Origin of the sequence: Polaromonas aquatica (genome assembly GCF_042659145.1) — a bacterium.
GTDB classification, from domain to species: Bacteria; Pseudomonadota; Gammaproteobacteria; order Burkholderiales; family Burkholderiaceae_C; genus Polaromonas; species Polaromonas aquatica.
Genome location: NZ_JBHSRS010000005.1, coordinates 320,446 through 341,627, shown reverse-complemented (window position 1 = coordinate 341,627; position 21,182 = coordinate 320,446). Strand labels below are relative to the sequence as shown.

Genomic DNA, 21,182 nt, shown 5'->3' with positions numbered 1-21,182 from the left:
CTTGACCTTCTGAGCCCGCTGGCATTCGAGCAGCTTCGTACTGGAAGCTGAAATGTGTCTACGAAAACGGGTCAAGTCCACACTGATATCGTTGCACAAGGTGGTAGCCTGCGCGAAGGTCGGCACCTGATCGCACAGCACGCATTCGACGTCATGCTGGTCGACCTTAACCTGGGTGATGGCAACGGCTTTGATCTCATCAAATACATGAAGGTTCTGCACCCCAATGCAGAAGCAGTGGTTATATCTGTCCTGGAAGACGAACAACAGGCACTGCACGCCTTTGAGCTGGGCGCCACCGGCTATCTGGTCAAGAACTCCTGGTTTGGCAATTTTCCGGAGGCGGTGCTTCAGGTTGTAAACGGCGGCGCCTCGATCACGCCCAATCTTGCCCGGCGCCTTCTACGGAAACTGCAAAGCTCAGCCGAAGGTGTGTCCTCCTCCGAGCATGGACACCAGAAAGACCAGTTATCCGAGCGCGAGAAATGTGTTCTGACGATGATTACCGCCGGCTACACCAGCGTGGAAATCAGCTCAAAACTCAAGATCAGTGCCGAGACAGTCAACACCCATATCAAACACATTTACGGCAAGCTGCATGTCCATAACCGGGCGCAGGCCGTGAGTTCTGCAGCCCATCGCGGGCTGATTTAGGGCTGCATATGCTGGCGATAAACCAAAAAGTTTCAGTGCTGGCCGGAGGCCTGGTCAGCACGGCACTTTCAATGCTTGCATCCAAAACACCCCCTGCAACACAACCTGCCCGCCCCAGGTTGTACGACCTTGCCATGGGCGTGACGGTTGTCATGTGGCTGCTTTATTTGCTGGTCACCGAGTCGCGGCACCTGGCGATTAGTTCTCCGCTGGCAGGACAGGCGCTTTCGGCCTACGCTGCTTACGCGGCGCATCTGTTTTATCAGCTGTCAATCATCGGCATCGCTTTTGTGCTACTGGCTTGCGCAGGCATCACGCAGCTCAGGTTCTGCCTGATACTGGCGGCACAGGCTGTTGTTGGCATTGCAGTGCTGGACTGGTATCAGTCGTACGGCGCTTATGCCGATGACCTGTCAAACAAGGCCAGCCAGGCATGGGCGTACGAGGTCTGGGCTACAGTCAATCTGGCCACGGCGGTATGGCTGACCGTGGTTGTGGCGACCAGAATGCATGGCATTAACAGCCCCCGCGGCTGGCTCGTCCTGGCGGGATGCCTTGCTGGTTTTGGCCTGGGCCTGAATCATGTTCTGGTGATGAGCCAATTTGGAACCCATGCAACGGTCTCCGACTACCTGTACGCAATATGTGTAGTTGTCATCTGGTATCTGGTGACCCGAAAGTTCGCTTCAGTTTCCAGTCTGGCTGGCCCAGCATCAGACTTTCAGTCATCCTCTGTTTTTGGGCCGGACACGGACTACGGCCCGATTCAAAATGAAGTTGCTTTGGCATTAGCCCTGGAACGTCACCGTATTTCGCAGGATCTGCACGACGGCGTCGGCTCGCAAATTGTGGGGATTTTGTCGTCTCTGGAAAACAGCGCTCCAGAGCAGCAGCACCTGGTCCTTGCGCTGGAGCAATGCCTGATCGACCTGAAAATGACGGTGGATGCGCTGGACGGTGCCGATGAAAATATTGTCGAAGCGCTGGGCGGCCTGCGTTACAGGTTTCAGCATACCCTCGACAGGCTCAACATCAACATGATCTGGAACCTTGAACCCTGCCGCCAGCTTGAAGAAGTGCGCGGAGTGGAAAGCCAGCAGGCCCTGCGCATCGCCCAGGAATGCCTGGCCAATGTGATACGCCACGCGCAAGCCTCCATCGTTGAGGTCGCATGCATGTTTGATCCGCAGACCAACCACATGATCCTGGACGTGCGCGACAACGGGAAAGGCATCGCCTACATTCCCGAGGGAACACACACAGGAAAAGGACTTCAGGGCATGCGCCAGCGCGCGCACCACATGGGCGGAAAGCTCATGATTTCAAGCAAAACCGGGGCGGGTACATGCGTCCGGCTTATCCTGCCGTTAAGAAGCACGCTTGCCTGACCAAGGAGGGACAAGCGAAAAGTCATCAGGGCATGCCTGGCAGCACTTCACCCCAGGAAGCCAGAAACAAAAAAACCTCACAAATCAAACATTTGTGAGGTCTCTTTTCTTAATGGTGGGCGGTGCAAGTTTCGAACTTGCGACCCCTGCAGTGTGAATGCAGTGCTCTACCCCTGAGCTAACCGCCCTATCGGTCAGCCTATGATTATATGCTGTTTCATGCCGTTTTTTTTAAAAAAATCAGGCCGGCACAGCACGCCAAACCGTTTTTCCTTTGCTGGCTTTGTCGATATCGGCCAGTAGCTTCTCGTGATCGGCAATTTCCTGCTCATTGGCCACAAGCAGGGGAAGCTCAAACTTGCTCAGATCTACGACCGGCAGATCCTCTCCAGTTTGCGTCGCGCCACCAACATCCATCATCAGGCTGTTTTGCCCGCGTGTCAGGTTGATGTAGACATCAGCCAGCAGCTCGGCATCCAGCAAAGCGCCGTGCAGCGTACGCCCTGAATTGTCAACTTCCAGGCGATCACACAGGGCATCCAGCGAGTTGCGTTTGCCCGGGAACATCTCCTTGGCCATCATCAGGCTGTCGGTGACCTTCGCCACACAGTGCTTGATGCCCTGCCGGCCTATCAGCTCCAGCTCCTTGTTCAGGAAACTCACGTCAAACGGCGCGTTGTGGATGATGATCTCGGCATCCTGAAGGTAGTCCAGCAATTCGTCCGCAATGGCGGCGAACTTCGGTTTGTCCTTCAGGAATTCATTGCTGATCCCGTGAACCTTGAGGGCATCCTCATGGCTGTCGCGCCCGGGGTTCAGGTAGAAATGTTTGTTGTTGCCTGTCAGCTTGCGGGCCATCAGCTCAACGCAGCCGATTTCAATAATGCGGTCGCCGTTTTCAGCGGACAAACCGGTGGTTTCAGTGTCTAGAACAATTTGGCGCATTGTGTGATGGTAACGGAGCGATGAAGGGTCGCCGCCGGGCCGCCCCAAGGCGACCGAGCCCCCTCGGGGAGCAACGAGGACACGCAGTGCCGAGCGTGGGGGCTAATGAAGCTCTTTGGCATGGTTGATGGAGTACTTCGGTATCTCCACCGTCACGTCCGCCTGCGCCAGGATGGCCTGGCAGCTCAGGCGCGAATTGGGCTCCAGGCCCCAGGCACGGTCGAGCAGGTCTTCTTCGGTCTCATCAGGCTCGTTGAGCGAGTTGAAGCCTGCGCGCACCACCACATGGCAGGTGGTGCAGGCGGCGCTCATATCGCACGCATGCTCGATATTGATCTTGTTGTCGAGCAGGGCCTCGCAAATGGACGTGCCGGCGGGCGCGCTTATTTCAGCGCCCTGCGGACAATATTCGGGATGGGGCAATATCTTGATGATGGGCATGCTGTCTGTCCTTTTATGGCCTGTGGCTGGCAAGCACCTAGACGGCCTCTATGTTTTTTCCGGCCAGGGCTTTTTGGATGCCCCGGTTCATGCGTTGCGCGGCAAAGGCCTCCGTGCCTTTGGCCAGCGCCTGGGTCGCCGCTTCAATGGCTGCGGCATCGCCGTGAGTACGCGTATCGGCCAGGCCCGCCATCAGGCTGTCAATCTGCGCCCGCTCATTCGGGTTGAGCAGGTCGGCGTCTGCTGCCAAGGCGCTCTGTGTGGCCAGGATCATGCGGTCCGCATCTACCTGCGCCTCGGCCAGCGCGCGTGCCTGCACGTCCTGTTGGGCGGTTGAAAAACTGTCCTGCAACATGCGGGCAATTTCCTCGTCCGACAGGCCATAGGACGGTTTCACGTCAATGCGGGCTTCAACGCCGCTGACCTGCTCTTTCGCGCTGACGCTGAGCAGGCCATCGGCATCGACAGTGAAAGTCACGCGTATGCGCGCCGCGCCCGCGACCATGGGCGGTATGCCGCGCAGCTCAAAACGGGCCAGGCTGCGGCAATCGGCCACCAGGTCGCGCTCGCCCTGCACCACATGCAGGGCCAGTGCGGTCTGGCCGTCCTGGTAAGTGGTGAAATCCTGCGCCATCGCTGTGGGAATTGTCTGGTTGCGCGGCACTATGCGCTCGACCAGTCCACCCATGGTTTCAATGCCGAGTGACAAGGGGATTACATCAAGCAACAGCAGGTCGGCGCCGGTATTGTTGCCTGCCAGCTGGTTGGCAGAAATCGCGGCGCCCAATGCCACCACTTCGTCGGGATTGAGGTTGGTCAACGGCTCACGACCGAAGAAACTGGCAACCGCCTTGCGTACCTGAGGCATGCGCGTTGCCCCCCCCACCAGCACAACACCCTGAACCTCGTCCTTGAGCAGTCCGGCATCACGCAAGGCCTTGCGTGCCGCAGCGAGCGTGCGCTGGGTAAGGTGCGCCGTAGCGGTTTCAAAGTCTTCCGCTTTCATTTCAAAATTAAGCTGTGCCTTGGCAAGTTGCACCGAAAACGGCACAGACCCTGTGGCCGACAGCGCCTCCTTGCAGGCGCGTGCGGCGCGCAGCAGCGCCGCCTTGTCGGTGGGCGTCAGGGTATCAGCAGCCAGGCCAGCCTTGGCCAGCGTCCACTCGACCAGCGCACGGTCATAGTCATCACCGCCCAGTGCGGAGTCGCCACCGGTGGCCACCACCTCAAACACGCCCTGCGTCAGGCGCAGGATGGAAATATCGAAGGTTCCACCGCCCAGGTCGTAAATGGCGTAAATGCCCTCACTGGCGTTGTCCAGGCCATAGGCGATCGCAGCCGCCGTGGGCTCGTTGATCAGGCGCAGAACATTCAGGCCCGCCAGTTGCGCGGCATCCTTGGTGGCCTGGCGCTGGGCGTCGTCAAAGTACGCGGGCACGGTGATGACCGCGCCGTAGATGTCCTCATCAAAGGTGTCTTCTGCCCGGAAACGCAAGGTGGCGAGAATTTCAGCGCTGATCTCGACCGGGCTTTTCTCGCCGGCAACGGTTTGCAGCGTGACCATGCCGGGTTTGTCGATCAACTGGTAGGGCAACTGTGAGCGGTTGCCTATGTCGTTAATGCCACGCCCCATCAGGCGCTTGACGGAAGAAATGGTATTGCGTGGGTCCTCGACCTGCGCGGCCAGAGCCTCAAAGCCGATTTGGCGGCGCTCCGCATCAAGGTAGCGCACCACGCTGGGCAGGATCACACGGCCTTCAGCGTCGGGAAGGCATTCGGACACGCCATTGCGCACGCTGGCGACCAGCGAATGTGTGGTGCCGAGGTCTATGCCAACGGCAATGCGTCGCTGGTGTGGGTCCGGCGTCTGGCCGGGTTCGGATATCTGGAGAAGTGCCATGTCGTTTTCTTGGGGGGACTCGTGCTTATTGTCCCAGTTGGTCGATGCGCGCATCGACCTCGCTGGCAAAACGCTCTATAAACATAAGGCTTCTGACCTGCTGGGCCGCCGCCTGGAAATCTTTTTTGACGTCAATCATTTGCTCTATTTTTGATAGCTGCTCGCGCCCGTTGGACGCCGACCGGGAGGCTATTTCATCCAGATCTTCAATGGTTTCGGCATCATCGAGCGCTTCCCGCAACTCCATTTGCCGCATCAGGAAATCAGCCGGCATGGCGGTATTGGTCTCCGCATTGATCGGTGCGCCATGCAGCTCGCACAAATAGCTGGCCCGCTTCAGGGGATTCCGTAGCCGCTGGTATGCCTCGTTGATGCGCACCGACCACTGCAGGGCCACGCGCTGGGCTGCGGCGCCCTGCGCGGCAAACCGGTCGGGATGCGCCTCGCGCTGCAGCTCTTTCCAGCGCGCGTCGAGGGCGGCCGGGTCCTGTGCAAATTGCACAGGCAGGTCAAAGAGTTCGAAATCGTTGGATTGGAGGGAAGGCACGCTGGGCAGGAAATTTTTGTGATGGAAAGCGTAGCGAGCGGAAGTCAGGCTAGGCGCTCAGCGCGCAGAAACCGGAACGTACTCAGGTACGTGAGGATTTCGAGCACTGCGCAACGACGCATGACGGCCGCGCAGTAGCTTTGCACACAAAAATCAAACCCGGAAGCTTTCTCCACACCCGCAGCGGTCGCGCTCATTGGGGTTGATGAACTTGAAGCCTTCGTTCAGGCCTTCGCGCACAAAATCAAGCTTGGTGCCATCGATATAGGCCATGCTTTTGGGATCGACCAGCACCTTGACGCCATTGTCTTCAAACACCACGTCTTCGGGTGCGATCTCGTCGGCATACTCAAGCTTGTAAGCCAGGCCCGAGCAGCCAGTGGTCTTGACGCCCAAGCGCACGCCCACACCCTTGCCGCGCTTGGTCATGTAGCGGGTCACGTGGCGGGCTGCGGCGTCGGTAAGGGTTACGGACATTGGATCACCCGAAAATCAGTTCACGTTGCCTTGAGCAGCTCACGCCGCAACAGCTTGCGCGTGTTTTTGCTTGTAATCATTCACAGCGGCCTTGATGGCGTCTTCCGCCAGGATGGAGCAGTGAATCTTGACGGGCGGCAAGGCCAACTCTTCAGCGATGGCGCTGTTCTTGATGCTTGCTGCTTCGTCCAGCGTTTTGCCCTTGACCCACTCGGTCACGAGCGAGCTGGAGGCAATCGCCGAGCCGCAGCCGTAAGTCTTGAAGCGTGCGTCCTCGATCACGCCGGTGACCGGGTTGACCTTGATCTGCAACTTCATCACGTCGCCGCAAGCGGGGGCGCCGACCATGCCGGTGCCTACCGTTTCGTCGCCCTTTTCGAAGGAGCCGACATTGCGGGGGTGTTCATAGTGGTCTACCACTTTTTCGCTGTATGCCATTTTGTGTACCTCTTAAAGCTGTTTGCGCTGCGCCAATGCTGCCTAGTGAGCAGCCCACTGGATGGTGGACAGGTCCACACCATCCTTGAACATCTCCCACAGCGGGGAGAGCTCACGCAGCTTGGCCACGTTTTCCTTGATAGTGGCGACCGCGTAATCAATCTCTTCTTCGGTGCTCCAGCGGCCAATCGTCATGCGCAAGCTGCTGTGTGCCAGTTCGTCGCTGCGGCCCAGGGCACGCAACACATAGCTGGGCTCCAGGCTTGCCGAGGTGCAGGCCGACCCGCTCGACACGGCAAGGCCCTTGATGCCCATGATCAGCGATTCGCCCTCGACGTAGTTGAAGCTCATGTTCAGGTTGTGCGGAACACGCTTGTCGGCATGGCCGTTGAGGAAAACTTCCTCGACATCCTTCAGGCCATTGAGCATGCGCTCATGCAGGACCCGGATGCGCTTGTTCTCTTCGTGCATTTCAGCCTTGGCGATGCGGTAGGCCTCGCCCATGCCCACGCACTGGTGCGTCGGCAGCGTACCCGAACGCATGCCGCGCTCATGGCCGCCGCCGTGCATTTGCGCTTCCAGGCGAACGCGCGGCTTGCGGCGCACGTACAGCGCGCCTATGCCCTTGGGTCCGTAGGTCTTGTGCGAGGTCAGGCTCATCAGGTCCACCTGCAAAGTCGCCAGGTCGATATCTACCCTGCCGGTCGCCTGCGCCGCATCGACGTGGAAAATAATGCCCTTTTCACGGCACAGGGCGCCTATCGCGGCGATGTCCTGGATCACGCCGATTTCGTTGTTGACGAACATCACGCTGACCAGGATGGTGTCGGGCCGGATGGCGGCCTTGAGCACATCCAGATCGAGCAAGCCATCGGCCTGCACGTCAAGATAGCTCACCTCGAAACCCTGGCGCTCCAGCTCACGGCAGGTGTCCAGCACAGCCTTGTGCTCGGTCTTGACCGTGATGATGTGCTTGCCTTTGCTCTTGTAGAAATGCGCTGCGCCCTTGAGCGCAAGGTTGTTGGACTCGGTCGCGCCGCTGGTCCAGACAATCTCGCGCGGATCCGCGCCAATCAGGTCGGCAATCTGCTCGCGGGCTTTTTCAACCGCGGCTTCTGCTTCCCAGCCCCAGGCATGGCTACGCGATGCCGGATTGCCGAAATGCTCGCGCAACCAGGGAATCATGGCATCCACCACCCGCGGGTCGCACGGGTTCGTGGCGCTGTAGTCCATGTAAATGGGGAAATGTGGAGTTTCCATCTGGCTAGCTCTTTAATATGAACGGCTGGCTGGCAGCTTCTTAAAAAAACAGGGGTAATGCAGGCAGGTCAAAACCGGCAGGGCTCACCGAGAGCCCCACCACGATCAGGATTTTGAAAAGGCATTACCCAAAGCGAACACGGAATTCGGCGCATTCACGCGCATGGGCTTGGCCACAGGCGCTGTAAAAATGGCCTTTTTCACCATGGGGGTGTTCTCGATCACCACGCCTTTGGCCAACTGGTCTTCAACCAGCTTTTGCAAGGTCACGGAATCCAGAAACTCGACCATGCGGCTGTTCAGCGATGCCCACAGCTCGTGCGTCATGCAGCGGCCGGCTTCACCCAGACAGTTTTCCTTGCCGCCGCATTGCGTGGCGTCAATGGGTTCATCGACCGACACAATGATGTCAGCTACGGTGATGTCGGAAGCCTTGCGGCCCAAGGTGTAACCGCCGCCCGGCCCACGGGTGGACTCGACCAGTTCATGGCGGCGAAGCTTGCCGAACAACTGCTCAAGATAAGACAGGGAAATTTGCTGGCGCTGGCTGATGGCAGCCAGGGTGACAGGGCCATTGTTCTGGCGCAGACCCAGATCAATCATGGCAGTGACCGCAAAGCGGCCTTTGGTTGTGAGGCGCATAACAAGCTCCTTTAAATGGCTTGACTGTCATCAACTTTCGTTGTGGCCCTGAAAACTTGTGGCTCCCAGGGAACTCTTCCTCCAGCCGCCCAGGCCAGTCAACCGTGCATCGCGGGGGCTTTTTGTTATGTAAGTGTTCCTGACTGAATTCGTCAAGTATACCACCGACGACTGTTCGATGCTGCGGAGCAGCCAAAAAAGTGCGGGCTAACCCGTAGAAGCACCTTAACTTTGCACCAAATAGGTGCAAATATGGCATCAGCCCCGGTTCGAGCCCGCAGCAGGCAGCGGCACCACATTGTCCGTTCCGGGCGCGCCAAAAGCCTGCTCCTTGAGGACATGCAACTGGTCCCTGAACTTGGCGGCCTTTTCAAACTCGAGGTTTTTCGCGTGCTCGACCATCTGCTTTTCAAGCCGCTTGATCTCGCGCGCGATGTCTTTCTCACTCATGTCCTCGACCAGCGCCTTTTGCATCTGCAGTTTGTCCGCTTCCTTGCCGGATTTTTCGCTGTAGACCCCGTCGATCAGGTCCTTGATGCGCTTGACCACGCTGCGCGGCGTGATGCCGTGCTCCAGGTTGAACGCAATCTGCTTGTTGCGCCGGCGCTCGGTCTCGCCCATGGCTTTTTTCATTGAGTCGGTGATCCGGTCAGCGTACAAAATCGCCCTGCCGTTCAGGTTGCGCGCGGCCCGGCCAATGGTCTGGATCAGGCTGCGCTCGGCGCGCAAAAAGCCTTCCTTGTCGGCGTCCAGGATGGCCACCAGCGACACCTCGGGAATATCCAGGCCCTCACGCAGCAAATTGATGCCCACCAGCACGTCAAAGGCGCCCAGGCGCAGGTCACGCAGGATCTCCACGCGTTCGACCGTGTCCACATCGCTGTGCAGGTAACGAACTTTTACACCGTTGTCCGTCAGGTAATCGGTCAGCTGCTCGGCCATGCGTTTGGTCAGCGTCGTGATCAGCACACGCTCGTTTTTATCCACGCGTATGCGGATTTCCTGCAGGACGTCATCCACCTGGTTGGTCGCTGGCCGGACTTCAACCTCCGGATCCACCAAGCCGGTGGGGCGCACCACCTGCTCGACCACCTGGCCGGAGTGCTCCTGCTCATAGGCGGCCGGGGTGGCGGAGACAAAAATCGCCTGCCGCATCTTGGTTTCAAATTCTTCAAACTTGAGCGGACGGTTGTCCAGCGCGCTGGGCAGGCGAAAGCCGTATTCCACCAGCGTGGTCTTGCGTGCCCGGTCGCCGTTGTACATGGCATTGAGCTGGCCGATCATGACGTGGCTCTCGTCCAGGAACATCACAGAATCCTTCGGCAGGTAGTCGCACAGTGTGGACGGCGGCGAACCCGGCGCCGCACCGCTCAAATGGCGGGTGTAGTTTTCGATGCCCTTGCAATGGCCGATTTCGCTGAGCATTTCCAGGTCAAAGCGCGTGCGCTGCTCGATGCGCTGCGCTTCGACCAGCTTGCCTTCCGAAATGAACTGGGCCACACGCTCGGACAGTTCCAGCTTGATGGTTTCAACCGCCATCATGACCTTGTCACGCGGCGTCACGTAGTGGCTTTTCGGGTAGACCACAAAACGCGGCACCTTTTGCCGGATACGGCCCGTCAGCGGGTCAAACAGCTGCAGAGACTCGATCTCGTCATCAAACAGCTCTATGCGCAGCGCCAGTTCGGAATGCTCGGCCGGGAAAACATCAATCACATCGCCGCGCACCCTGAAGGTGCCGCGTGAAAAGTCCTGGTCATTACGCGAGTACTGCATGCGGATCAGGCGCGAAATCACGTCACGCTGCCCCATCTTGTCGCTGACGCGGGCGATAAAACGCATCTGCGTGTAATCCTCGGGCGCGCCAATGCCGTAAATGGCGCTGACCGTGCCGACAATGATGGTGTCGCGGCGCTCCAGCACGCTTTTGGTGGCCGACAGGCGCATCTGCTCTATGTGCTCGTTGATCGCCGAGTCCTTTTCGATGAACAGGTCACGCTGCGGCACATAGGCCTCGGGCTGGTAATAGTCGTAATAACTGACGAAATATTCCACCGCGTTTTTCGGGAAAAACTCGCGAAACTCACTGTAAAGCTGCGCCGCCAGCGTCTTGTTGGGCGCAAACACAATGGCCGGACGCCCCAGGCGCGCGATCACATTAGCCATGGTGTAGGTCTTGCCGGAGCCCGTCACGCCCAGCAGGGTCTGGAACACCTCACCGTCATTGACACCCTCGACCAGCTTTTCAATCGCCACGGGCTGGTCGCCTGCGGGCATATAGGGCTGGAACAGCTCGAACGGCGAGTCGGGAAAGGTGGCAAACGTGCCCGCAGGCGGTGAATTGGGTGAATCAAAGGTATCAGTAATGATTTCCAAAGCTTCTGGCATAAAAACCTCTGTCAAGCCCCGCTAAAATTGAGAGCAACCGAGCAGCATACGACTTTTTTACTTTTTAAGGATATCCATGTCTTTGTTTACCGCAGTCGAAATGGCCCCACGCGACCCCATCCTGGGTCTCAACGAGCAATTCAATGCCGACACCAACCCCAACAAGGTCAACCTGGGCGTGGGCGTGTATTACGACGACAACGGCAAGCTCCCCCTGCTGGCCTGCGTGCAGGCTGCCGAAAAACTGATGATGGAATCCCCCAAGGCACGCGGCTATCTGCCGATCGACGGGATTGCCGCCTATGACGCTGCCGTCAAGTCGCTGGTGTTCGGCGCCGACAGCGAGCCTGTCAAAAGCGGCCGCGTGGCCACCGCCCAGGGCATTGGCGGCACCGGCGGCCTGAAAATCGGCGCCGACTTCCTGAAAAAGCTGCTGCCCACTGCCAAGGTGCTGATTTCCGACCCGAGCTGGGAAAACCACCGCGCCCTGTTCACCCAGGCCGGTTTTGTCGTTGAAACCCACCCCTACTACGACGCAGCCAAACGCGGTGTCAATTTCGAAGGCATGCTGGCCGCCCTGAATGCCGCCGAAGCCGGCACCATCGTGGTACTGCACGCCTGCTGCCACAACCCGACCGGCTACGATATCACCGCCGCGCAGTGGGATGAAGTGATTGCCGTCGTCAAGGCCCGCAAGCTCACGCCTTTCCTCGACATGGCCTACCAGGGCTTCGGCCACGGCATCAAGGAGGACGGCGCCGTGGTCGGCAAGTTTGTCGCCGCCGGCCTGTGCTTTTTTGTATCGACGTCGTTTTCCAAAAGCTTCAGCCTCTACGGTGAGCGCGTGGGCGCGCTGTCCGTTTTGTGCGAAAACAAGGAAGAGGCCGACCGCGTGCTGTCCAACCTCAAGCTGGTCATTCGCGCCAACTACAGCAACCCGCAAATCCACGGCGGCACTGTCGTCGCAACCGTGCTGAATACGCCCGCCCTGCGCGCGCAGTGGGAGCAGGAACTGACCGAGATGCGCGTGCGCATCAAGGCCATGCGCCAGAAGCTGGTCGACGGCCTGAAAGCCGCCGGCGTCAAGCAGGACATGAGCTTCATCACCACGCAGATCGGCATGTTCAGCTACTCGGGTTTGAACAAGGACCAGATGGTGCGCCTGCGCAGCGAATTCGGCATTTACGGCACCGACACCGGCCGTATGTGCGTGGCTGCGCTGAACAGCAAAAACATCGATTACGTCTGCGCATCGATTGCCAAGGTCATCTGACCCGGCGTTTCCGGCGCCTGCCGGAGCCCTGAACGCCTGAAAACAGCCTTTCAGGCAACAAAAAACCGCCCCAAAAGGCGGTTTTTTACATTAAATCGGCCCTTGACCCTTGATTAGCAAGCGCAGCCAGCTATCAAAAATATAGCGACCTCAACTCATCCCCAGATGGCGGAGCGCATGGAAATCGAGCCACCCTGGAAGTTGGTGTTGAAAAACCGCATCGGCTCCTTCGCATCCACGGCGCCTGCCGCATACAGCAGGGGCAGGTAGTGCTCGTGGGTTGGGTGCGCCATTTTGGCCACCTGCCCCAGTTTCTGGAAATTCTGCAAAGCCGCCAGGTTGCCCTGCTGCAGGTAGCCGCCAATCGTCTGGTCAAACTCCAGCGCCCAGTCGTAGGCCTGGTTGCCGGACGCGCCGCGCTGCATCTGGCGCAGGTTGTGCACGATGTTGCCGCTGCCCACGATGAGCACTCCGCGGTCGCGCAGCGCCATCAGCTGCCGCGCCAGCGCGTAATGCTCCTCGGGCGCACGGCTGTAGTCCATGCTGAGCTGGATCACCGGTATGTCGGCATCCGGGAACATGGGCTTGAGCACCGACCAGGTGCCGTGGTCCAGGCCCCATTCGTTCATGTCAAGGCCCAGCGGCGCCGAGGCGCGCTGCCGGACCAGATGGCTGATGGCCTGCGCCGCTGCCGTGTCACCGGGCGCGGGGTACTGCTGGTCAAACAGCTCCTGCGGGAAACCGCCGAAGTCATGGATGGTTTTGGGCTTGTCCATTCCGGTCAGCCACCAGCCCTCGGTCAGCCAGTGGGCCGAGATGCACAGGATCAGCTGCGGCCTTGGCATTCTCGAGCCGAACTCAGCCCCCAGCGCCTGCCAGCTGCGCCTGTACTCGTTATCGCCAATCGCGTTCATGGGGCTGCCGTGGCCCAGGAACAGCACCGGCATCCGGTCGGATTTCCTGAGGGAGGCAATGCGCTCTATGGCGGTGGTGTCATGGATGGGAAGCATGGTCATTTTCCTGGGGCGGTGTAGTAATCAGGGAAGCGCGCCCCATATCTGTTGATATTGCGGGGCATTTGTAATGCTGGAATGTTAAGCCGTTCAGATAAAACCGGGTCAGCAGAGGACAAGGCATGGACGACCATTTAGTGCACCAGAAAGCGGCAAAAGTGGCCGCCGGGACGCGACAGCGTTAAAAACGCCCTTGTTCGGCCATTGAATTGGTAGTTATCCTCAATCTGGTGCGGCCAGCGCCTGTTATATTGCACTGCAACATAATCTGTTTGCTTATTAATTTAAACCAGAACTTCCCAAGGTTTGCCCATGCTGTATCAAGTTTATGAAACCCAGCGCACGCTGATGGAACCCTTTGTTGACTTTGCACAAGCCGCGGCAAAGCTCTACGGCAATCCCCTGTCGCCCATGGGGCAAAACCCGTTTGCCCAGCGCATGGCCGCCGGTTACAGCCTGATTTACAGGCTCGGCAAGGACTACGAAAAGCCGGCCTTCGACATCCAGACCATCGATGTGGACGGCACCAATATTGCCATTCACGAACGGGTTGAAATCGACAAGCCGTTTTGCGAGCTGCGCCGCTTCAAGCGCTTCTCCGATGACACCGCCACGCTCGCAAAACTCAAGGGTCAGCCTGCAGTGCTGATCGTGGCTCCCCTGTCCGGCCACTACGCCACCTTGCTGCGCGACACCGTCAAGACCATGCTGAAAGACCACAAGGTCTATATCACCGACTGGAAAAACGCACGCACCGTACCCCTGTCCGACGGCGAGTTCCACCTTGATGACTATGTCAACTATGTGCAGGAGTTCATCCGCCACCTGCAGGAAATCTACGGCAACTGCCACGTCATCAGCGTATGCCAGCCCACCGTTCCGGTGTTTGCAGCCATTTCCCTGATGGCCTCGCGCGGCGAAACCACGCCGCTGTCCATGACCATGATGGGCGGCCCCATCGATGCGCGCAAGTCGCCAACCGCCGTCAACAACCTGGCCATGAACAAGAGCTACGAGTGGTTTGAAAACAATGTGATTTACCGCGTGCCCAGCAACTTTGCCGGTGCCGGGCGCCGCGTCTACCCGGGCTTTTTGCAGCACACCGGTTTTGTGGCCATGAACCCGGACCACCATGCCAAGAGCCACTTCGACTATTTCAAGCACCTGGTCGCGGGCGACGATGCCAGTGCTGAAGTACACCGCAAGTTCTACGACGAGTACAACGCCGTGCTTGACATGGACGCCGATTACTACCTGGAAACCATCAAAACCGTGTTCCAGGAGTTCCAGCTCGTCAACGGCACCTGGGACGTCAAATCGGTGGACGGCAAAGTCGAGCGCGTCAAACCCGGCGACATCAAGACCACCGCCGTGATGACCGTAGAAGGCGAGCTGGACGACATTTCAGGCTCAGGCCAGACCCGCGCAGCACTCGACATGTGCAGCGGCGTACCGGCTGGCCAGAAAACACACTTTGAAGTCAAGGGTGCCGGCCACTACGGCATTTTCAGCGGCCGCCGCTGGCGCGAACTGGTCTACCCGGAGATCAAAGCCTTCATTCTTGCGCATAACCAGGCTCCAGCCCAGGTAAAACGTGCGCAACCAGCTATCAAAAAAGTAGCAAAACCCGCTACCCGCGCCACCGTCAAGCCAACGGCCAAACCGGTTGCCAGCGCGCCGGCCAAAACAGCCGTGCGGTCCGCCGGCAAACGCGCAACGGCAAAGACAGCAAGCAGCAGCTAATTGTTGAAGCGCACCAGGCGGACTGCCCGACAATAGCCGGGTGAACGCCACGGACCAAAGCACTCTCTTCAGCCGCATCCACGCTGCACTGCCGCAAACGCAGTGCACGCGCTGCGGCTACCCCGACTGCGCGGCCTACGCGCAGGCTGTTGCGGCCGGCGAGGCCGCCATCAACCAGTGCCCTCCCGGCGGCGCAGAAGGCGTTGAGCGCCTTGCAGCCATCACCGGCCTGCCCGCCCTGCCCCTGAACCCCGCCAACGGCAGCGAAGGCCCACGTTCGGTCGCCGTCATCGACGAAGCCTGGTGCATAGGCTGCACCCTGTGCCTGCCCGTCTGCCCAACGGACGCCATCCTGGGCAGCAACAAGATGATGCATACCGTCATTGAGCCCTACTGCACCGGCTGCGAGTTGTGCATCCCGGTGTGCCCGGTCGATTGCATCAGCCTGGAAAACGTTACGGGCGAGCGCACCGGCTGGGCAGCCTGGTCAGAGCCCGACGCCGTTCTGGCCAGAACCCGCTATGAAATCCATAGCTTACGGCGCATACGCAGCAAGGACGAGAATGATAAACGGCTTGAAGAAAAGGCGCAGGCCAAGCTCGCCGACCTGCCGGCCCACACACAACACACCGATCCGGCCGTGATCGACAAGAAGCGCGCCGTGATCGAAGCCGCCCTGGCCCGCGCACGCGCCAAACGCGATCCCGGCACAAGCGGCGGTTAGGCCTCTTAGGCAGCCCGCCTGCGCTCAACCCAGCGCATCGTTGAGCGAATCCCGAAATTCAGCCAGGCTGGCGGCGCTGTCAATCTCGCGCGGCAAGGCATCACGGATAGAAAAAACACCCAGGATCTGGCCGGCCGAAGAAACAATCGGCAGATGCCGGAAGCCGCGCTCCAGCAGGATCAGCACGGCATCCGACACGGTCATCTCGGGCGGGACACATTGCGGGTGGTGCGTCATCACCTCGGACACCAGCGTCTTCGCGGCATCCAGGGACTTGGCCAGCACGCGGGTCATCAGGTCGCGCTCGGTCAGGATGCCCTGCATGACGCCAGTTGCATCGATGATCAGCACGCTGCCGCAGTTGGCCCGGGTCATGACACAGGCAGCCTCCCAGACGTTGGCCTGCGGCGGCAGGCTGACCACATGCCGGTGCGGGATGGATTGAAACACGGTACGTTCAGCCATGGTGGCCCTCCTGTCGAGAGACAACTCAGCGCAGGGATTGGTTGACCTTGTCCAGGGCCTGCGCACCCGGGCACAGCGAGCTGGCGTCCAGCCGGTTCAGCGGCGTCTCGCTGGTGTTCAGCGCCACATGCAAATCGGTCGCCAGCGGGTCCAGGTAAAGCAGCCCGGTGACCACCTCGCCGCGGGCCTGGTGCGCATTCATGTAGCTCAGGGCCGCATACCGGTCGGTCGGATCGTAGTCCTCCCGCAGCTTGCGAAAACGCAGGCTGGAGCCGTCGTGTTGCACCACCTCGACCACCTCGCCCGGTGCATAGCTGGTGGTGATCTCGTCACGCGCACTGATGAAGTCGATGCGGCTGACCGCCTCATTGTGCTCGCGCACATAGTCGTAGCTCTTGGTGCTGCCTGCATGGTTGTTGAAGGCCACACAGGGGCTGACGATGTCAATGAAGGCCGCTCCGCCGTGCGCGATGGCCCCTTTGATCAAAGGCACCAGTTGCGCCTTGTCGCCGGAAAAGCCGCGCGCCACATAGCTGGCACCCAGTTGCAGCGCCAGGGCCACAAGATCCAGCGGGTTGTCGCTGTTGACCACACCTTTCTTGCTTTTTGAACCCTGGTCCGCCGTAGCCGAAAACTGCCCCTTGGTCAGGCCGTAGACGCCGTTGTTCTCAACGATGTAGACCATGTTGACACCGCGCCGCATCGCATGGGCGAACTGGCCCAGGCCAATCGACGCCGAATCGCCATCGCCCGACACACCCAGATACAGCAACTCGCGGTTGGCCAGGTTGGCGCCTGTCAGCACCGAGGGCATGCGGCCATGCACGGTGTTGAAGCCATGGGATGCACCGAGAAAATAATCCGGCGTCTTGGAGCTGCAGCCAATGCCCGAAAGTTTGGCGACGCGGTGCGGCTCGATATCCAGCTCCCAGCAGGCCTGGATGATGGCGGCCGAGATCGAGTCGTGGCCGCAGCCCGCGCACAGCGTGGAGATTTTCCCTTCGTAATCGCGCCGGGTGTAGCCGACCTTGTTCTCGGTCAAGGAGGGGTGGTGCAGCCGCGGTTTCGCCAGGTAGGTCATGATGCGCTCGCTTTCGACATGTTCGGCGGGTTCACCCCATCGGCCTGCAGATGTTGCGAGATGGCCTGGGTGATGAATCGTGCGGTGATGGGCGTGCCGTCGTAATGCAGTACCCGCACCAGTCGCGCCGGATCAATATCCAGCTCGTTGACCAGCAGGCAGTGCATTTGTGCATCGCGGTTTTGTTCGACCACAAACACCTGATCGTGTTCGGCCAGGAACTGCGTGACACTGGCCGGAAACGGAAAGGCTCGCAAGCGCATGGCGTCCAGATGGATGCCGGCTTCGCCCAGCACGTCCAGCGCCTCATGCATGGCGGGACTGGTGGAGCCGAAATAAATAACACCCAGCCGGGTCTTGCGCACGGCGGGACGCAGCACTGGCTGCGGCACCAGCGTGGCGGCGGTCTCGAACTTTCTCAACAGCCGCTGCACGTTGTAGATGTAGTCCGGGCCGCGTTCGGAATATTGCGCATAGGCATTGCGCGTGGTGCCGCGCGTGAAATAACTGCCCTTGGTCGGATGTGTGCCGGGCAAGGTGCGCCACGGGATGCCGTCGCCATCGACATCCTTGTAACGGCCAAAGTCCTTGCCGGCCTCCAGTTCCTCGGCCGTCATAACCTTGCCGCGGTCATAGCTGCGGCTGTCGTCCCAGTTGAAGGGTTCGCACAGGCGCTGGTTCATGCCTATGTCCAGGTCGGTCATCACAAACACCGGCGTTTGCAGCCGGTCCGCCAGGTCCAGCGCCGCCGCCGCATGTTCAAAACACTCATGCGGGTCTTCGGGCAGCAGCAGCACATGTTTGGTGTCGCCATGCGAGGCATACGCGCAAGAGATCAGGTCGGCCTGCTGGGTACGGGTCGGCATGCCGGTGGAAGGCCCGCCGCGCTGCACATTGATGATGGTGACCGGTATCTCGGCAAAGTAGGCCAGTCCCAAGAACTCCGTCATCAGCGACACACCGGGGCCAGAGGTGGTGGTGAAGGCGCGCGCGCCGTTCCAGCCGGCGCCTACCACCATGCCTATGGAGGCGATTTCGTCTTCGGCCTGCACGATGGCGTAGTTGTGCTGGCCGGTCGCGGGGTCCACCCTGTATTTGGCGCAATAAGACTGAAAGGCCTCCGCCACCGACGAGGACGGTGTGATCGGGTACCAGGCCGCCACGGTGGCGCCGCCATACACACAGCCCAGCGCCGCAGCGCTGTTGCCATCGACAAATATCTTGTCGCCCACCTTGTCGCTGCGCTGCACTCGAATACCCAGCGGCGCCTGCAGGTGTTCGCTGGCGAAGTCGCGCCCCAGGTGCAAGGCCTGCACATTGGAAGCCAGCAACTTCTCTTTGCCCTTGTACTGCTCGGCAAACAGTTTTTCCAGTACCTCGGCTTCTATCTGCAACAGCACCGAGAGCGCCCCCACATAAATAATGTTTTTGAACAGCTGGCGCTGGCGCGGGTCTGAATACACCGCATTGGAAATCTCCGTCAGCGGCATGCCGATGACATTAATGTCGTTGCGAAATTTCTCCGGAGGCAAGGGCCGCGTGCTGTCGTAAAACAGGTAACCGCCCGGCTCCAGTTCGGCCAGATCGGCGTCCCAGGTTTGCGGGTTCATGGCCACCATCATGTCGATGCCGCCGCGCCGGCCCTGGTAACCCTTGTCGGAAACACGCGCCTCATACCAGGTCGGCAGGCCCTGGATGTTGCTGGGGAAAATATTGCGCGGGCTGACCGGCACGCCCATGCGCAAAATGGCCTTGGCAAACAACTCATTGGCCGAGGCCGAGCCCGAGCCATTGACGTTGGCAAACTTGATGACAAAGTCGTTGACGGCTTCTATTCTTTTCATGCGGGAACCCCTCCTGCGCGAACCACAGGTTTGCCTGCATCACGGCAGGCCGGCCCGGCTTGTGTGGTCTGCAACAAAAACTTCTGCATGTCCCAGGCGCCGGTCGGACAGCGCTCGGCGCACAGGCCGCAATGCAGGCAAACATCTTCGTCCTTGACCATGACACGCCCGGTCTTGAGTTCACCCGAAACATACAGGTCTTGCGCCAGGTTCAGCGCCGGCGCTTTCAGGCGGGTGCGCAAGTCGGCCTCGTCGCCGTTGTTGGTAAAACTGATGCAATCCATGGGACAGATATCGACACAGGCATCACACTCGATACAGGCCGGTGCGGTGAACACCGTCTGCACGTCGCAGTTCAGACAGCGCCCGGCTTCCTTGAAGGCCGTGGCCGCATCAAAGCCCAGCTCTACCTCCACCCGGATATTCGCCAGCGCCACCTCGGCCTTGGCCCAAGGCACCTTGAAACGCGCGTCGTTCGATGTGTCGTTGTCATAACTCCACTCATGGATGCCCATTTTGGTGGACATCAAATTGGTCATGGGATCCGGCCGCTGGCGAATGTCTTCGCCATTGAGAAAACGATCGATTGACACCGCCGCCTCGTGCCCGTGCGCCACCGCCGTGATGATGTTTTTCGGGCCCAGGGCCGAGTCCCCGCCAAAAAAGACCTTGTTCACCGTGGACTGGAAAGTGTCTTTGCCCAGCACCGGCAAACCGTGTTTGTCGAAGCTGATGCCGCTGTCACGTTCTATCCAGGGGAAAGCATTCTCCTGGCCCACGGCGATCAGCACGGCATCGCATTCAACCAGCACATCCGGCTCGCCGGTAGGCACCAGGCTGCGTTTGCCCTCTGCGTCATACACCGCCTTGACCACTTCGAAAGTCATGCCGGTCAATTGACCATGGGTGTGTTCAAACGATTTGGGCACGTGAAAGTTGATGATGGGAATACCCTCGTGCTGGGCATCTTCTTTTTCCCAGGGCGAGGCTTTCATCTCGTCGAAGCCACTGCGCACAATCACTTTCACGTCGCTGCCGCCCAGGCGCCGCGCCGACCGGCAGCAGTCCATCGCCGTGTTACCGCCCCCCAGCACAATCACACGTTTGCCTATGCTTGTGATGTGACCGAAGGACACGGACGCCAGCCAGTCGATGCCGATGTGGATGTTGTCCGTAATATCCCTGCGGCCGGGAAGCACCAGGTCGCGCCCGCGCGGTGCGCCGCAGCCCACAAACACCGCGTCGTAACCGCCATCGGTTTTATCCTCCAGCAGGCCCTTCATCGATTCGATACGCTGGCCGCTTTTGAAAATCACGCCCAGGTCCAGGATGTAACCGGTTTCTTCATCAATCACTGATTCGGGCAGGCGAAAACGCGGGATTTGTGTGCGGATAAAACCGCCGGCCTTGGCCTCGCCATCAAACACCGTGACCTCGTAACCCAGCGGCGCAAGGTCACGCGCCACGGTCAATGAAGCCGGGCCGGCACCTATGCAGGCGATACGTTTGCCGTTTTTCGGCGACAGCTTGGGCATGCGTTTGCTGACATCGTCTTTCATATCAGCCGCAACACGCTTGAGCCGGCAAATCGCCACCGGCTCGGGCTGTTCGCCGCCGCCCTCCTCGACCCGGCTGCGTCGGCATGCCGGCTCGCACGGCCGATCGCAGGTACGGCCCAGAATGCCGGGAAACACATTGGACACCCAGTTGACCATGTAGGCATCGCTGTAGCGACCCTGGCCAATCAGGCGTATGTATTCGGGAACGGGGGTGTGGGCCGGACAGGCCCACTGGCAATCGACGACCTTGTGGAAATACGAGGGCTTGGCTACGTTGGTTGGCTGCAAGTGCGTCTCCTTGCCCCCTGCGGCACCGCGACAACGGTCAGGAGGCCAAGCCAGTTTACGCCGCAGCTACCCAAAAGCGCTCTCGGGTGAATCCCTCATTCCGGCAACGATC

At 59.7% G+C, this 21,182-nt stretch carries 18 protein-coding genes, 1 tRNA gene and 1 pseudogene; 5 read left to right on the top strand and 15 right to left on the bottom strand.

Going from position 1 to position 21,182, the window contains the following annotated elements:
- Window positions 1-81: 81 nt before the first annotated feature.
- Window positions 82-654, top strand: a pseudogene (locus tag ACFQND_RS03845) (LuxR C-terminal-related transcriptional regulator); the annotation flags it as partial.
- 134 nt (window positions 655-788) lie between these two features.
- Complete coding sequence (locus ACFQND_RS03840) at window positions 789-2,042, top strand: sensor histidine kinase (RefSeq protein WP_377412346.1); 1,254 nt, start codon at window positions 789-791, stop codon at window positions 2,040-2,042.
- Window positions 2,043-2,155: 113 nt separating this feature from the next.
- Here ACFQND_RS03840 and ACFQND_RS03835 read toward each other — a convergent pair.
- From ACFQND_RS03835 to uvrB, 10 genes are all read right to left on the bottom strand, one after another.
- Window positions 2,156-2,230 (bottom strand) — tRNA-Val (locus tag ACFQND_RS03835).
- A gap of 52 nt (window positions 2,231-2,282) precedes the next feature.
- Window positions 2,283-2,987 (bottom strand): DNA polymerase III subunit epsilon, encoded by a 705-nt coding sequence (dnaQ, locus tag ACFQND_RS03830; RefSeq protein WP_371437396.1) that lies wholly within the window; start codon window positions 2,985-2,987, stop codon window positions 2,283-2,285.
- A 102-nt stretch (window positions 2,988-3,089) separates the two neighbouring features.
- Window positions 3,090-3,428, bottom strand: a complete 339-nt coding sequence (gene fdx, locus ACFQND_RS03825) for an ISC system 2Fe-2S type ferredoxin (protein ID WP_371437397.1) — start codon at window positions 3,426-3,428, stop codon at window positions 3,090-3,092.
- A 37-nt stretch (window positions 3,429-3,465) separates the two neighbouring features.
- Window positions 3,466-5,328: a Fe-S protein assembly chaperone HscA gene (hscA, locus tag ACFQND_RS03820; RefSeq protein WP_371437398.1), complete on the bottom strand. Its 1,863-nt coding sequence runs from the start codon at window positions 5,326-5,328 to the stop codon at window positions 3,466-3,468.
- A 25-nt stretch (window positions 5,329-5,353) separates the two neighbouring features.
- The gene (gene hscB, locus ACFQND_RS03815) at window positions 5,354-5,875 is read right to left on the bottom strand and encodes a Fe-S protein assembly co-chaperone HscB (RefSeq protein ID WP_371437399.1); all 522 of its coding nucleotides are present in this window, start codon (window positions 5,873-5,875) and stop codon (window positions 5,354-5,356) included.
- A gap of 153 nt (window positions 5,876-6,028) precedes the next feature.
- Window positions 6,029-6,352 carry an iron-sulfur cluster assembly protein IscA gene (gene iscA, locus ACFQND_RS03810; protein ID WP_074575253.1) on the bottom strand — a complete coding sequence of 108 codons (324 nt, stop codon included), beginning with the start codon at window positions 6,350-6,352 and terminating at the stop codon, window positions 6,029-6,031.
- 39 nt (window positions 6,353-6,391) lie between these two features.
- Entirely contained in the window at window positions 6,392-6,790 is a 399-nt protein-coding gene (iscU, locus tag ACFQND_RS03805) for a Fe-S cluster assembly scaffold IscU (RefSeq protein ID WP_371437400.1), read from the bottom strand.
- Window positions 6,791-6,832: 42 nt separating this feature from the next.
- A complete protein-coding gene (locus ACFQND_RS03800) occupies window positions 6,833-8,050 on the bottom strand; it encodes an IscS subfamily cysteine desulfurase (RefSeq protein WP_371437401.1) in 1,218 nt (405 codons plus the stop codon).
- Between the two features lie 105 nt (window positions 8,051-8,155).
- Entirely contained in the window at window positions 8,156-8,692 is a 537-nt protein-coding gene (gene iscR / locus ACFQND_RS03795) for a Fe-S cluster assembly transcriptional regulator IscR (protein WP_371437402.1), read from the bottom strand.
- Between the two features lie 258 nt (window positions 8,693-8,950).
- Window positions 8,951-11,080 (bottom strand): excinuclease ABC subunit UvrB, encoded by a 2,130-nt coding sequence (gene uvrB / locus ACFQND_RS03790; protein ID WP_371437403.1) that lies wholly within the window; start codon window positions 11,078-11,080, stop codon window positions 8,951-8,953.
- A gap of 76 nt (window positions 11,081-11,156) precedes the next feature.
- Here uvrB and ACFQND_RS03785 point away from each other — a divergent pair, with 76 nt between their 5' ends.
- The gene (locus ACFQND_RS03785; protein ID WP_371437404.1) at window positions 11,157-12,353 is read left to right on the top strand and encodes an amino acid aminotransferase; all 1,197 of its coding nucleotides are present in this window, start codon (window positions 11,157-11,159) and stop codon (window positions 12,351-12,353) included.
- A 155-nt stretch (window positions 12,354-12,508) separates the two neighbouring features.
- Here ACFQND_RS03785 and ygiD read toward each other — a convergent pair whose 3' ends face one another.
- Window positions 12,509-13,363, bottom strand: coding sequence for a 4,5-DOPA-extradiol-dioxygenase (gene ygiD / locus ACFQND_RS03780; protein WP_371437405.1), 855 nt, complete (start codon window positions 13,361-13,363; stop codon window positions 12,509-12,511).
- Window positions 13,364-13,678: 315 nt separating this feature from the next.
- Between ygiD and ACFQND_RS03775 the strand changes: the two genes are divergently transcribed.
- Together ACFQND_RS03775 and rsxB are read left to right on the top strand one after the other, a co-directional pair.
- A complete protein-coding gene (locus ACFQND_RS03775) occupies window positions 13,679-15,109 on the top strand; it encodes a polyhydroxyalkanoate depolymerase (protein ID WP_371437406.1) in 1,431 nt (476 codons plus the stop codon).
- Window positions 15,110-15,149: 40 nt separating this feature from the next.
- Window positions 15,150-15,833, top strand: a complete 684-nt coding sequence (gene rsxB, locus ACFQND_RS03770; protein ID WP_371437407.1) for an electron transport complex subunit RsxB — start codon at window positions 15,150-15,152, stop codon at window positions 15,831-15,833.
- A gap of 24 nt (window positions 15,834-15,857) precedes the next feature.
- Here rsxB and ACFQND_RS03765 read toward each other — a convergent pair whose 3' ends face one another.
- From ACFQND_RS03765 to ACFQND_RS03750, 4 genes are read right to left on the bottom strand one after another with little or no spacing between them, the layout of a single operon-like run.
- Window positions 15,858-16,298, bottom strand: a complete 441-nt coding sequence (locus ACFQND_RS03765; RefSeq protein WP_371437408.1) for a CBS domain-containing protein — start codon at window positions 16,296-16,298, stop codon at window positions 15,858-15,860.
- Window positions 16,299-16,323: 25 nt separating this feature from the next.
- Window positions 16,324-17,379: a 2-oxoacid:ferredoxin oxidoreductase subunit beta gene (locus ACFQND_RS03760; protein ID WP_371437409.1), complete on the bottom strand. Its 1,056-nt coding sequence runs from the start codon at window positions 17,377-17,379 to the stop codon at window positions 16,324-16,326.
- The gene (locus ACFQND_RS03755) at window positions 17,376-19,223 is read right to left on the bottom strand and encodes a 2-oxoacid:acceptor oxidoreductase subunit alpha (RefSeq protein WP_371437410.1); all 1,848 of its coding nucleotides are present in this window, start codon (window positions 19,221-19,223) and stop codon (window positions 17,376-17,378) included. The genes ACFQND_RS03760 and ACFQND_RS03755 overlap by 4 nt, the downstream gene beginning before the upstream one ends.
- A complete protein-coding gene (locus tag ACFQND_RS03750; protein WP_371437411.1) occupies window positions 19,220-21,070 on the bottom strand; it encodes an FAD-dependent oxidoreductase in 1,851 nt (616 codons plus the stop codon). The genes ACFQND_RS03755 and ACFQND_RS03750 overlap by 4 nt, the downstream gene beginning before the upstream one ends.
- Window positions 21,071-21,182 lie beyond the last annotated feature (112 nt).

Coding starts and splice junctions, on each gene's coding strand:
- ACFQND_RS03800 (WP_371437401.1), bottom strand. CDS start 8,050: ATGGAAACTCCACATTTCCCCATTTACATGGACTACAGCGCCACGAAC.
- uvrB (WP_371437403.1), bottom strand. CDS start 11,080: ATGCCAGAAGCTTTGGAAATCATTACTGATACCTTTGATTCACCCAAT.
- ACFQND_RS03760 (WP_371437409.1), bottom strand. CDS start 17,379: ATGACCTACCTGGCGAAACCGCGGCTGCACCACCCCTCCTTGACCGAG.
- ACFQND_RS03840 (WP_377412346.1), top strand. CDS start 789: ATGGGCGTGACGGTTGTCATGTGGCTGCTTTATTTGCTGGTCACCGAG.
- fdx (WP_371437397.1), bottom strand. CDS start 3,428: ATGCCCATCATCAAGATATTGCCCCATCCCGAATATTGTCCGCAGGGC.
- ACFQND_RS03785 (WP_371437404.1), top strand. CDS start 11,157: ATGTCTTTGTTTACCGCAGTCGAAATGGCCCCACGCGACCCCATCCTG.
- dnaQ (WP_371437396.1), bottom strand. CDS start 2,987: ATGCGCCAAATTGTTCTAGACACTGAAACCACCGGTTTGTCCGCTGAA.
- hscA (WP_371437398.1), bottom strand. CDS start 5,328: ATGGCACTTCTCCAGATATCCGAACCCGGCCAGACGCCGGACCCACAC.
- ACFQND_RS03765 (WP_371437408.1), bottom strand. CDS start 16,298: ATGGCTGAACGTACCGTGTTTCAATCCATCCCGCACCGGCATGTGGTC.
- ACFQND_RS03775 (WP_371437406.1), top strand. CDS start 13,679: ATGCTGTATCAAGTTTATGAAACCCAGCGCACGCTGATGGAACCCTTT.
- iscR (WP_371437402.1), bottom strand. CDS start 8,692: ATGCGCCTCACAACCAAAGGCCGCTTTGCGGTCACTGCCATGATTGAT.
- ACFQND_RS03755 (WP_371437410.1), bottom strand. CDS start 19,223: ATGAAAAGAATAGAAGCCGTCAACGACTTTGTCATCAAGTTTGCCAAC.
- iscA (WP_074575253.1), bottom strand. CDS start 6,352: ATGTCCGTAACCCTTACCGACGCCGCAGCCCGCCACGTGACCCGCTAC.
- iscU (WP_371437400.1), bottom strand. CDS start 6,790: ATGGCATACAGCGAAAAAGTGGTAGACCACTATGAACACCCCCGCAAT.
- ygiD (WP_371437405.1), bottom strand. CDS start 13,363: ATGCTTCCCATCCATGACACCACCGCCATAGAGCGCATTGCCTCCCTC.